10 protein-coding genes and 1 pseudogene are annotated in these 12453 nt (G+C 44.3%); 10 read left to right on the forward strand and 1 reads right to left on the reverse strand.

Annotated elements, in window-relative coordinates; all coding sequences use genetic code 11:
- Positions 1–274 precede the first annotated feature (274 nt).
- The gene (locus ACPV3A_RS35185; protein WP_426204489.1) at positions 275–1216 is read left to right on the forward strand and encodes a copper amine oxidase N-terminal domain-containing protein; all 942 of its coding nucleotides are present in this window, start codon (positions 275–277) and stop codon (positions 1214–1216) included.
- Positions 1217–1322: 106 nt separating this feature from the next.
- Here the strand turns inward: ACPV3A_RS35185 and ACPV3A_RS35190 are convergent, their stop codons facing one another.
- Positions 1323–2195, reverse strand: a complete 873-nt coding sequence (locus tag ACPV3A_RS35190) for an AraC family transcriptional regulator (RefSeq protein ID WP_426204491.1) — start codon at positions 2193–2195, stop codon at positions 1323–1325.
- A 375-nt stretch (positions 2196–2570) separates the two neighbouring features.
- On the opposite strand from ACPV3A_RS35190, the gene ACPV3A_RS35195 reads away from it, so the two are divergent.
- The 9 genes and pseudogenes from ACPV3A_RS35195 to ACPV3A_RS35235 all read left to right on the forward strand — a co-directional run bounded on the left by ACPV3A_RS35195 (position 2571) and on the right by ACPV3A_RS35235 (position 12448).
- Entirely contained in the window at positions 2571–3440 is an 870-nt protein-coding gene (locus tag ACPV3A_RS35195; protein ID WP_194543142.1) for a hypothetical protein, read from the forward strand.
- Between the two features lie 61 nt (positions 3441–3501).
- Positions 3502–3750, forward strand: a pseudogene (locus ACPV3A_RS35200) (alpha/beta hydrolase); the annotation flags it as partial.
- A 92-nt stretch (positions 3751–3842) separates the two neighbouring features.
- Positions 3843–4316, forward strand: coding sequence for a GlcG/HbpS family heme-binding protein (locus ACPV3A_RS35205; RefSeq protein ID WP_216532318.1), 474 nt, complete (start codon positions 3843–3845; stop codon positions 4314–4316).
- 237 nt (positions 4317–4553) lie between these two features.
- Entirely contained in the window at positions 4554–5321 is a 768-nt protein-coding gene (locus tag ACPV3A_RS35210) for a DeoR/GlpR family DNA-binding transcription regulator (protein WP_426204494.1), read from the forward strand.
- Positions 5322–5338: 17 nt separating this feature from the next.
- Positions 5339–6490: an N-acetylglucosamine-6-phosphate deacetylase gene (gene nagA, locus ACPV3A_RS35215; protein WP_426204496.1), complete on the forward strand. Its 1152-nt coding sequence runs from the start codon at positions 5339–5341 to the stop codon at positions 6488–6490.
- Between the two features lie 148 nt (positions 6491–6638).
- Complete coding sequence (locus ACPV3A_RS35220; protein WP_194543139.1) at positions 6639–7343, forward strand: hypothetical protein; 705 nt, start codon at positions 6639–6641, stop codon at positions 7341–7343.
- Positions 7344–7354: 11 nt separating this feature from the next.
- Positions 7355–8032, forward strand: coding sequence for a CD3324 family protein (locus ACPV3A_RS35225; protein WP_426204498.1), 678 nt, complete (start codon positions 7355–7357; stop codon positions 8030–8032).
- A 547-nt stretch (positions 8033–8579) separates the two neighbouring features.
- Positions 8580–11000, forward strand: coding sequence for a GH39 family glycosyl hydrolase (locus ACPV3A_RS35230; protein WP_426204500.1), 2421 nt, complete (start codon positions 8580–8582; stop codon positions 10998–11000).
- 206 nt (positions 11001–11206) lie between these two features.
- Positions 11207–12448, forward strand: a complete 1242-nt coding sequence (locus tag ACPV3A_RS35235) for a PTS sugar transporter subunit IIC (protein WP_216532328.1) — start codon at positions 11207–11209, stop codon at positions 12446–12448.
- The last annotated feature ends 5 nt before the right edge of the window (positions 12449–12453 follow it).

Raw genomic sequence — 12453 nt, forward strand, 5'->3', positions numbered from 1 at the left:
GGGCCGCCTCCAATTTTAATTCCATTTTAATTCCAAGGAGTACCGTCGGTAAGCTTGTCCTTTTTTAGCCATGAAAAAATCCCCTTCGTTAGGCAAGATTAAGTCCATCTTAACAGATGTCTTTTTTCTCTTGTCTACTAAAAGGGGATAATACCATTAGGGCGACTTTTTCATTTTAACTGCGAATCTTCAATTTAACGTATATCTATTGAAGTCTATTTATTCTGCCGATAATGAAGGTGCGTATATTTTTGATCATTCAGGGGGAATTATCATGAAAAAAACAGTCATCCTGCTCACCAGTGCGGCACTGATGTTTGCAACCGCCGCAGGCACGATCTCAGCCAAACCGGCTAACACCCCAGCTGGCAAGACAAGTAACGTGGCATCGCCAAAAGGACCTAAAGAAAAAGAAACTCGAAATGAAGAGCATCAAATCGATGAAGTCGAGGCATCGGTTACGACCAGCAAAGAAGAAGACCAAGTGGATGATTCCGCACCTTCAGAAACAGAGAGCACAAACGACAGCTCCACCGATAAAGCGGACGCCAAGAACAAAGGGCACCAAGGATACAAAGGTTTGCTAAATGCTATTCAAAACGTAGAAGATAAACCGGCAGGCGCCGTTTTAGCGAATATTTTGCTTACCGAATATGCGGCCAAGCTGACGGACGAGCAACAACAACAGCTGGAAGCCATTATTGAAAAGGACAAGGCGTTAGAAGCGGCTGCGGGCATGCTTGAAACAAACGGTAACGTAACTGACGCTGTGTATTTGCAAGAAGAAGCCATTCAAGCAAATTTTAAAAATCTGGATCTATACAAAACCTTGGATAAGCTCAACAAAAAGGCAGGTAAAAAGAATGGGGTTCAGCTGTATGTGAACGGCGAAGCTTCTGACACCGAGCCTTTTGTCAAAAAAGGCAATACCTATGTTCCTTTTCGCGCTATTGCCGAGGCTTTGGAAGCAGAGGTAATATGGGATCCTGAAAAGCGTTCCATCACCGTCACGAAGGACGGGGTGAGCATTCAACTCCTCATCGGCAGTAAAACAGCAACCGTTAATGGCAAGAAGGTTTCGTTGGATGCCCCGGCTACCGTTACCAAGGGCAATACGTATGTACCCGTACGCTTTTTAAGTGAGGCATTGAATGCAACCGTCAAGTGGGAATCAGAAAGTCAGACCGTTGTTGTTTATGAAGAGGAAGCAGAATAGGTAAATTTCTTAGCCGCTGATTTGGAGTGTGATCAGCGGAGTTAAATAGCTCAAAGTAATACAAAAAGCAGCACGAGTGATTGACCCTCGTGCTGCTTTTCTCGTTCTAAACCCCTGCTTTCTTAACGACAGGGATCCAAACTTCCATTTCATACATGCTGTTGCCTCTATCGTAGGTCATTTCAAACTCAGGACCATTTGCCGGTTCGTAATGGCAGGTTGGAAACCACTCTGCCCAGATGCGTTTCCACAATGCATGGATCCCGCTTTGCCCGTCGGGGTAGAGGCCGGTTGAGAATATCGCGTAGGTTTGAGGTGGGATAGAGAGCCTTTCAAACCCTTCGGGCATGCCGTTCTGGGGCATGAAGTAACCGATCATGTAGAAAAATTCCCCACCTTGCTTGTTGTATAGCATCCCATGGATCTGAGCATTTTCCCCCAAACCTGCAGCTGTACGGATTCGATCAACGGTACCGTCGGCTACACACGTAGTCCAAAAAGCGGGTATATCAATAAATGGATGATCGCCATCGTTATTGACAACAGTCGTTACACCGAACATCTCAAAAGCTTGTTTTTCCTCCATTCTGTAATTCATCTCAACATCTCCTCGAATTGAAATATGAAAGGATAACCGAGGATAAGCCTTCAGGGTAACGCCTTTGTCGCGCGCTGACATTGGCATCACACCGTGCATTTTTTTAAACGCTCTAGAAAATGCCTCAGGCGATTCGTAACCATACTTAAAAGCGATATCGATGACCTTTGTACCGCTCTGCTGCAGTTCAAATGCGGCAAGGGTCAGCCGCCTGCGCCTAATATACTCTGAAAGCGACACATTCGTTATGAACGGAAACATTCGTTGAAAATGGTATGTTGAGCAGCAGGCAATTCTAGCCACGATATCGTAATCAATCGTATCAGACAGGTGTGTTTCTACATATTCCATAGCGTTGCTCATACGATCCAGCCATTCCATTCAGACCATCCTTTCAGGATTGAGTATAGGGGACGGTAACCAATGTAACCTAGCAATCCATGCACCGAAATATCATGTTCGAGATGATATGATTAAATCCTTTTTTGTTGAGGATGAGTCACTGCCAAGTGACCCAAAAGTCCCTCTTCCTGTGCCCATAAAAACCTGATCGTTTGGGCTGTATTATATGACCAACCGAAGCACACCTTTCGGACGAGCTACGTCAAAACTTTATAGACGAAAAGCATCATTTTTCCGGGAAGTTTGGTGAAATGGGTGTACGCTGCGTGTTGGATATAATACGATCAGACAAAGTGTTTTTAGCTCTTGAACACGAATGAACTCGAATCATACCGATAAATGGAGGGAAACAACGTGAAATTATTAAGGACGATGATGATTATAATGGGGAGCTTCTTCTTGCTCGGCATAGGATGTACGGATCAGAAACAGGGAGTGACAACAAAGCTTGGACAATCCGAGCAAGTCGGCGACGATATACGCGTTCCGCACAATGAACGCCTTCATTTGTCCACCGACAAGAAATGGATCGAGCAAGAAGGACATCAGTCTGATCTGATTCGATTGCAATGGACGGCGGAAAGGGCCAAGCCGGCGATCGTCTGGATGGACGAGAATGGAAAGGACAAGACGGCGATCATTTCCCATGATAAGGCAAACAATCCGGAGCAGCAGGATCATAAGCATATCTCGTTCGAGACGACCATGTCCCCGACAGGTCAATACCCCAACCAGCTGTTTACCCGGTTAGAAATTCCATTCGACACCGATATAAGCGAGATCCGTACCCATTCATCCAATTTCAATGTAATGAGCGGTATTTTGCGGGTAGCCGGCGAAAGCGGGACGAACCGGGACATTCAGTTAAGTGCAGTCGGCAAGGATAATGAGACGACACCGAGGTGGGCCGTCCGGGCCGACAGTTTAGAGGAAGCGGGCGGCAATACGGGAGCCAACCTTCAGTTCGTACGATATGGAGATGACGGCGAAGTGCTCGATTCCCCGCTCACCATGCAGCGCAGCGACGGTAGTATCGGGATTGGCACGAGCGAACCCGACACCAAGCTCGATGTAAACGGGGATAAGCTGCGTCTTCGCGAAAAGCATACACCTGCTTCGTCCACTGCTGCCTGCAGCCAGGGACAGATCTCTTGGGACGATCAATATGTATATGTTTGCGTTGCTCAAAACAATTGGAAAAGGACCGAACTATCCTCCTGGTAGTTTCTACGCCGCCGATCTGTATCCAGATCAGCGGTTTTTTTGTGGTAGCTTTGTTCGAATTTCACAAAAGGTTTTGCTGCAGGAAGTCATAGAACATCCGTTGCCAGCGCTTGTAACGAAACTTGAATTATCGTGCTACTTTATCATGGGCGATTATGACTATATGACGTTTTCCCATGCAGCAAGAGAATTTTTCGATCAGCTTGAAGCCAAACAGAAGGAGTTTATCGCGTTTGATCAATCTGTGCATTATCCGCAATTTGAAGAGAAGGAAAAGTTTTTTGAATGGGTGTCCGAGACATTTCTTTAGCATGCATTCCGCAAGTACTGATATTGGGCAATTCACCTATATAGGCAATGGCAATATAATGTAGTATTTCTTTTAAGTAAAGGGGGGCTACCATGTACAAACTCACTTTAACTGCGGCTAAGAAGTTATTGGAAACTGCTGAACATCAGGCTCGACAAATGGGCCTGAATTCTGATGTAGCTATCGTCGATGAAGGGGGGAACCTCATTGCCTTTCATCGAATGGACAATGCCAGAATAGCAGGTATCGATATTGCCATCGGCAAAGCTTGGACCAGCGTAGCGATGCAAATGCCGACAGCGAATTTAGCGCAATCCGCGCTTCCGGGCGGGGCTACATTTGGCATTAACACGACGAATCAGGGGAGAATCGTTATCCTTGGCGGAGGAATCCCTTTGGTTCATGAAGGAAGGGTTGTCGGTGGTATTGGCGTTAGTGGAGGAACGAGCGCACAAGATATTGACGTTGCCAATGCAGCAGTACAAGCGTTTGAAAGTATGAGATGTAATAATATCCAATATGCAAACGCACGGATTGGCACGGTACAACAGTCGTTTACTTATTAAAGACTCTCCTGCTAAGATGGTAAGGGCAGGCTGCTTCTATGCAAGAAGCGGCCTGCCTGTTTTCTATCTAATCGTGAATATAGGCTCACGATTTGAAAGTTGGAATAGAAAGTTCAAAGGGCTGTATATGTTTACTTGTAACACAATAATGAACTTAGATATACTTATTGAATTTAAATATTTACTTATATATACTTATAACTTAGATGTAAATGCTTAGGCAAGGAGGGATTGGATGTGTTCCAAGAGGAACGATTAGTAAAAATTCTCGATTACTTAAAACAACATAAAACGATGAGTGTAGGAGAGATATGCTCGTTCTTTCAAGTGTCGCGGGATACCGCGCGCAGGGACATTGTCAGATTAGTTCAAGAAGGAGTAGTTGTTCGAACGCACGGAGGGGTAGCCTTGCCTGAACTGCAAAAGGAACTGACTTCTTACCAGGAACGGCTTATAGATGAGCCGACGAGCAAGAACGTGATCGGCGAGCATGGCGCTAAACTGATTCGGGACCACGAAACGGTCTTCTTGGACGTATCTACGACCGTACAATTCGTTGCGGAACATATTCAAGCGAAACAGATAACAGCGGTTACGCATTCCATCGATAATGTAGGGATACTCTCCAAAAGAGAAGATCTGAGCATCTACGTGCTCGGCGGTTATCTGCATACCCATAATCGATTATTATACGGTCCTTCCGTCATCGATAAAATCAGTGAAATCCGTGCCGACAAGGCGTTCATCGGCGCGACGGCAATCCAGCCAGACGGAATCTATTATCCATATGAAGAAGATGTCCGGGTGAAAAGAGAAATGGCTCGGCGCTCAGATCAGGTCATACTTGTTGCGGATCATACCAAATTCGCGGTGAAATCGAGGTTCAAGTTAGACTTTGATCATGTGGATATTATTGTAACCGATCAATCGATTCCCATTGACATACAAGAAATAATAGACAACAAAAATATTACGCTTATAGAATGTCAAACTCATAACCAATAGGAAGGAGCCTTATAGTAATGAATAACAAAATCATTCGACATGTCAAAGTCCACCTACCTCATCAAATACTTCCTTCTGCAACGGTCTGGATTTCAAACGGAAAGCTGAAGAGAATAGAACCGTCGCAAGTACTTGATAAAATCGAAAGTGATGCTGAACTGATTGATGGGAATGGAATGTGGCTCATACCAGGAATGATCGATGTTCATATTCATGGGGCCAATGGCTATGACATGATGGATGGAACCGAGGACAGCATTCAAGAAGTATCACGCGCTTGCGCGGCAACCGGATGCACCTCATTTCTGGCGACTTCTGTGAGTTCGACGATAGAGGACCTGCTGAACATGATTCGCAGTGTCAAATCTGTAATCGGACGAGAACAAGGGGCAAGGATCGCCGGCATTCATCTGGAAGAACCCTATTTGAATCCGAAGCGTAAAGGGATGCAAAATGAGAAATATCTTCGCCACCCGAATCTGGAAGAAATGAAGTGTGTTTTTCAGGAAGCGGGATCGCTCATTAAAATGGTAACGATCGCACCCGAATTGCCTGGAGGCTTGGAGCTCATATCCTTTCTGAAAGAGCAGGGTGTTGTGATTGCCGTGGCTCATTCCGATGCCACCTACGAGGAAGCGAAGCTGGCTTTTGCAGCCGGTGCGAGTCATGTAACCCATTGTTTTAACGGCATGAGACCGATTCACCATCGAGATCCCGGACTGATTGTAGCCGCGTTCGAAGAACCGCATGTAAGCCTGCAAGCGATTGTTGATCAAGTCCATCTACATCCAGCCATCGTCAGATTAATGCATCGTCTCAAAGGGCCCGAAGGCATGGTGCTTATTACCGATGCACTTCAGGCGATGGGATTAGGCGATGGTAATTACATATTTGGTGGTCATCACGTCACCGTATCCGAGGGGATTGCAAGGCTTGCGGATGGTACGTTAGCATCGAGTACCGTGACTATGAATGAAGCGTTACGTCTGACCGAAGCTAACGGAATTTCAATGGAGGATGCCGTGCACATGGCTTCAATAACGCCGGCCCGTATTCTAGGTTTATCTCACAAAGGAAAAATCGAGGTAGGATACGATGCGGATCTCGTGCTGATGGATGAAAGGTATCAAGTGCAATGGACGATGATTGAGGGTAAACTTTTTTGTTAGTATTTGAAGTGATCACAAGGGGCGGGTGTAAAGTTGACTAAACCTATTCGTTACCTATATCCGATCCATGGCCAATGTTATCATTACCCCATATCAGGTGCGCAGCTGATGTGTGTATAACAATTGTTGGTGTAAAGGAGATACGAGCATGAGTAAAGACAGTAAAATCAAGTCCCTGCTTTCGGATCAGGTAACCATGACACCCAATGGATTTGTCGCTGATGAAATAAGCCCCGATCAGTTTGCAGATTGTTACGAGTTGTTTTTTGACAAAGTCTTGGAAATTAGTGCATCGGACATAGCGGGAGTAGAAGGCTATGGTGAGTTCAACGAGGATTGTAAAACGGAGTATAGTACCTGCAGGCAATTTCTAATCGACACATTTGCAGAAGATAAAGAAGGATATTGGTTTAATTGGAAGGAACTCTATGATACAACGATTTTAGACCGTGACTTTGTCGAAAAATACTGGATGGAAATGGACGCCAGAATTGATTATTGCGAAGGAAAACGTTATTTGGTAAACAATAACACGTTTTTTGAAATCATGATCACAGATGGAAAAACGACGGTTGGTTTCCCAGATTGGAGCAGATCGGGAATATGCGATTTCCTTTTAGATTTTGCCATTATGGACTTAAATAAGCCTTACTTGCACATACCTGAATTGTTATTCGAGTATTGCAAAAAAAGGAACATTGTCATACCGGATTTTAAAGAAAGATTTTTATGCATGGCTTATTATAAGGGAATCGATGTTTTGCGGTGGCATGCATCAATCGATGATATAGAATCTTGCAATTCTATTATGAAATCTATCGGCCAACTGAAGGATCGAATATACGCCTTATAAAGGGTGATCCTATGAATTATGAAAATGCCAGCGATATCATACCTGAGAATTTATTGAAAGAAATTCAGAAATACGCTGCAGGAAAACTTCTTTATATCCCTACTGGAGAGGAAAAAAGGGGCTGGGGCGAGAAGTCGGGTTACCGAAATCAATTACAGAGGCGTAACATTATGATTCGCAACAAGTATGCCAATGGGGTAACGGTTTCGGAACTTGCGGACGAGTACTTTTTATCATTGGATTCCATAAAGAAAATCATTTATTCGAAGAAAGATGACCGACAATTCATTTATGCTCCAACTGTGCGATCTGCTGTGCAGTATGCGAATATCGGAATGCTCGAAGAATGGATTTATTGTTATATGCTCCATACCCAAAATGCAGTTCCTGATTTACATGATTTTATGAGTAAAGAGTGTTTGTACTTCGGTGTAGTTAAGTTTCCCTTGCGTCTCATCGAACTTGATGGAAGCATGCCTGGGAATGACGGTACCGATGAAGATCCACCGCTTCTTATTCAGTATAAAGAAGGCAAATTTTATTGCATTGAACAGAAGAACGTATTAGCTGCACTAAAACAACGCAAAGTAAATGCTTATCCAACCATAATTATACTGAAAGAAACATCGGATTATAAAAGGTTTATGAGATACTATGAAAACGTTTTGTTTTATATTAATCATGCATGACTTTGCTGGGCTAACAGCGAGTGGAGGAAGGATTCATACGAACAGCATCATACCACAGACAGTGGGGTGCCCCAGGTCAATGGACCTCTTGGGGCACCCTTTTTTTGCAATGAAAAACTTCAATAGTATTTCTGTGGTTTTGGAATAGGTGTAACGGGATGAGAAGAAGTCATCATTGTGTTATCAGAAGAAGGGGCTGGAACAGAGGGGTTCGTCTCATTTAAGGAAGAGGCTGAAGAAGTATAAGTGGCTGCTGCTAATGACACTGCCGGGAATCGTCTACTTGTTCATCAACAACTATGTCCCGATGTACGGTGTGATTCTAGCATTTAAAAACTTCTCCGCAGGCATTTTTATTACAATGCAACGAATCTAGTACCGGATAGCCTGTTTTCTAATGTATGTAAAAGTAATAAACTATACATGCTATAATGATAAGCTTCTATAATTTAAGAACATACTTGTAATCTAAGCGAGACTCTATAATGCATTCGATATGTTGAATCAGGATATATCGTTTGCAGTTCATTTGAAATGAGGGCAAATGATGCGTTACCTATATGAATTTATCGAGCACCAAGAGGATATGCCTTTTAAGCTGTTTGTCAACAGCGTGAAGCAGGTTCCATTTCACTGGCATAAAGAGGTGGAGATTGTGTATGTGCTCCAAGGTTCGGTTATCATGCATCTTGATCAGAAGGAGTATACCCTGCATCAGGACGATGTCATTGTGGTGAATAGCATGTCGATCCATAAGTTTGAGCAGAATAACCATGACAATATATTATTAACGCTTCAGTTTGGCCCGGAATGGCTGCATAATAACGTTTTTATTTCTTGCAACTCAGCGACTGAGGCTGAGCCGATCGGCTTCCGATTTGACACGATTAAGCAAGAGCTTGCCAAGATGGTATGGGAAATGAACAAGAAGTCTCCAGGCTATCGAAGCTTTACCGTGGGAAGGTTGCATACATTATGTGGTCATTTATTGCGATATTTTGCGGAAGGAATCAACCCGGAGGCTGAAGATGGCGGCAAGAGCTATGACTATAAAAGGTTGAATCGGGTTTTTACCTATATCGATCAAAATTACAAAGAGAAAATAACGCTGCAGACGATGGCCGAACAGGAGCACTTAAGTTTGCATTATTTTTCTCACTTTTTCACCGATAAAATCGGTATTCCTTTCCAAAAGTATTTAACGCTGATCCGTTTGGAGAAAGCCCAGTCGGAGTTATCAGGAACTGAGAAGAGCATTACCGAAATTGCCATGGATTGCGGTTTTGCGAACGTGAAGTTATTCAATAAGTACTTTAAAGAAAAGTACGGCTGCACACCAGGATCGTATCGTGAAGCCGCTGCCTCGCTTCAGGATAAGCCTAATCGAAAACCGCTTACCTATGAAGAGTCCTCGAGTGGTGACTATTATGAATTAGATACGATCAATGCGATGGGGGCGTTATATCGATATCTGGAAGAGAAGTCGGTTCAGGAACAGGATAGGGCAAACCCTTTAACGGCGGTTGTTACGGATCATGTGCAAATTCAGATTCAGCCGGGAATGTCGTCAGCAGGGTACAAAAAGCACTGGAACGTTACCACAACAGCGGGCAGGGCAATTGAAGGACTGCGCGATGACTGGCGTCGGCAGCTCGCCGAGCTTAAAGGACGAATTCCTTTTGAATACATACGTTTCCATGGCATCTTTAATGATGAGATGATGGTATATAATGAAGAGGATGACGGTACTCCCATCTATAACTGGGCATATGTTGACAAGCTTTATGACTTTCTTATTGGCCTGGGCATCAGGCCGTTCGTGGAGCTTGGTTTCATGCCGACCCTGCTTAGCCGTTCCAACGAAACGGTATTCTGGTGGAAAGGGAATATTTCCCCTCCAGCCGATCAGGCAAAATGGGAGGAGCTTGTTCGTGCGTTCGTTCGGCATTGCTTAAATCGCTATGGGGCTCGGGAAGTAAAACAATGGTACTTTGAAGTCTGGAATGAACCGGATTTATCAGGCGTTTGCTGGGCAGGTAGCAAAGAGGCTTTAGGTTATGGTTCGATATGGAACGACAGCTGGGCCGAGGAATTTATGGCATATTGCAAAAAACGTCAGGTGCCCCTAGACTTCTTTTCCTTTCATATCTATTCGGAATATCCTCAGCGTAAAGCAGAGCAGAACATATTAACGAAGATGATGCCGCCAACCTTTTATAAGGAGAGTATCCATCGATTGCAGGACAAAATGGCGCTTGCGTCTTTCCGTGATATGGAGCTGCATATTACCGAATGGAACTTCTCGCTCTATGACCGGCATCTGCTGCACGATACCATGTTTATGGCCCCGTTTGTGATGTATCATGCGATGAATACATTGGGAGACGTAAAGGCCATGGCTTTCTGGTGCTTTACGGATGTGTTTGAGGAAAGTCTTGTTCCATCCTCTCCGTTTTACGGAGGTTTTGGTTTAATGAATCGGGATGGACTTAAGAAGCCGAATTATTACGCTTTTGAGCTTCTTCAGAAGCTGGGTGAAGAGATCACCGTTAAGGGTGATGGTTATGTGGGCACTCAGAATCAAGATGGGAGCATGCAGCTTCTGCTGTATCATTATGTCCATTTGGATCATATGTTTTCAAGCGGGGACTGGTCGGAGTTGTCCAATCTTAACCGTTACGGCGTGTTCGAAGAGAAGGGAAGCAAGGTGTTCCAAGTCAACATTCCTCATCTTTCAGGAGCCTATAAGTGCACAACTTATCAGATGGACCGGGATCATGGCTCCGTTTTTGACGAGTGGGTTCGCATGGGGGCACCCGAAATCTTGACGGAGGAGGAACTTGCGTATCTTCGCGGAAGAAGCGGCCCAGTCATCCGGACAGAGATATTAGAGAATCAGGGTATGTATAAAGAGCTTATTCTTCCACCTCATGGTGTCCTATTGCTCACTTTAGAGAAACAGTTTTAAACACTAGAACCTTCAAGAACACCACCGCTCTATAAGAGAGGGGTGTTTTTTGCTGTCCATTCCAGGTAGCTTCGATTTGTCGGCTCCAAAGACGAGAAATGAACAAAAAACGACCATAGACGAGGCAATTTACAACGAGTAAGCGTTAACAATTGAATCTATACTATAGCTATGTCCACAACAGAAATACAGGAGGGAATACACAGATGAAGCGTTTCATGAAATGGATGACGGAATCCTTTGCGCCAAGATTGGATGCGATTACAAATAACATTTGGATAGCATCGATTCAAGAAGCCATTATGGTTGCCATCCCGATGATTTTTATTGGTTCCATTATTACTTTGATTTCAATTTTGCAAGACTTCATTCCTGGAATGCCGGATTTAACGCCAATTACAACATTCAGCTTCGGTCTTCTCGGTTTGTTTATTGCATTTCTAACGCCGTATACGGTCATGGAGAAAAAGGAGAGACACAAAATCAAGCTGCTGGCGGGAATGACCGGCATATCCTTATTCCTCATGCTGCTTAATCCCGTCGTAAACGAGGACGGAACCGTTCAGTTCGTTCTTGAGCGTTTCGGTCCTGCGGGTATGGTTACGGCACTCATTGTAGGCGTTTTTATCGCCGTCATCATGAATGTCTGCGCGAAGTTCTCTTTCTTTAAAAAAGGGTCTTCCATGCCAGAGTTTATTATGGATTGGTTTGACTTCCTGGTACCGATTGCCGTGATCATGGGTTTAGGCTGGGTTCTTGTGTATCAGCTCCACTTTGATATTTTTGGGCTGATTGTGAGCGTATTTGAGCCTATTAATGCTATGGGGCAAAGCTTGTTTGGGTTTGTTCTGTTCAACTTTATTGGAGTTGTGCTGTACTCCTTCGGAGTTAGCCCATGGGTTCTGATGCCCATCTGGTATGCCATATGGATTCCGGCAATTGAAGAAAATGCCGCATTGGTGGCGCAGGGACTGGATCCCGTCAACATTAATACCTTTGAAACATTCTTCTCCGGATGGCTTGGAATCGGAGGGATGGGCGCAACCTTACCGCTTGTGATCTGGTTCCTGTTTGCCAGATCCAAGAAACTGAAAACCATTGGTAAAGCAACTTTGATACCTTCTCTATTTAATATTAACGAGCCTGTTGTTTACGGGGCGCCAGTTGCCTTCAATCCGCTGTTGATGGTGCCTATGTGGATCAATGCTCTTATTACACCCATCATCGTCTACCTAGCTCTTGATATGGGGTTTGCACAAATTCCGAGTAAAATCTTCCAGCTCTGGTATACGCCGATCGGTGTATCGACTTACCTTATGTCCGGATTCAATGGACTTATTCTGCTCGCGGTTGTCCTGCTGATTGTGTTCGCCGTATGGTTTCCGTTTTTTAAACTGTACGATGCGCAGGAATTGAAGAAAGAGCGGGAGTTACAAGAAGAAGCTTGATATGA

This window comes from Paenibacillus sp. Dod16 (assembly GCF_049893405.1).
In the GTDB taxonomy this organism is placed as follows: domain Bacteria; phylum Bacillota; class Bacilli; order Paenibacillales; family Paenibacillaceae; genus Paenibacillus_AQ.

What these genes read in the sequence shown, in the direction of transcription:
- ACPV3A_RS35185 (WP_426204489.1), top strand. Translation starts at nt 275, where the DNA reads ATGAAAAAAACAGTCATCCTGCTCACCAGTGCGGCACTGATGTTTGCA.
- ACPV3A_RS35190 (WP_426204491.1), bottom strand. Translation starts at nt 2,195, where the DNA reads ATGGAATGGCTGGATCGTATGAGCAACGCTATGGAATATGTAGAAACA.
- ACPV3A_RS35205 (WP_216532318.1), top strand. Translation starts at nt 3,843, where the DNA reads ATGTACAAACTCACTTTAACTGCGGCTAAGAAGTTATTGGAAACTGCT.
- nagA (WP_426204496.1), top strand. Translation starts at nt 5,339, where the DNA reads ATGAATAACAAAATCATTCGACATGTCAAAGTCCACCTACCTCATCAA.
- ACPV3A_RS35220 (WP_194543139.1), top strand. Translation starts at nt 6,639, where the DNA reads ATGAGTAAAGACAGTAAAATCAAGTCCCTGCTTTCGGATCAGGTAACC.
- ACPV3A_RS35225 (WP_426204498.1), top strand. Translation starts at nt 7,355, where the DNA reads ATGAATTATGAAAATGCCAGCGATATCATACCTGAGAATTTATTGAAA.
- ACPV3A_RS35230 (WP_426204500.1), top strand. Translation starts at nt 8,580, where the DNA reads ATGCGTTACCTATATGAATTTATCGAGCACCAAGAGGATATGCCTTTT.
- ACPV3A_RS35235 (WP_216532328.1), top strand. Translation starts at nt 11,207, where the DNA reads ATGAAGCGTTTCATGAAATGGATGACGGAATCCTTTGCGCCAAGATTG.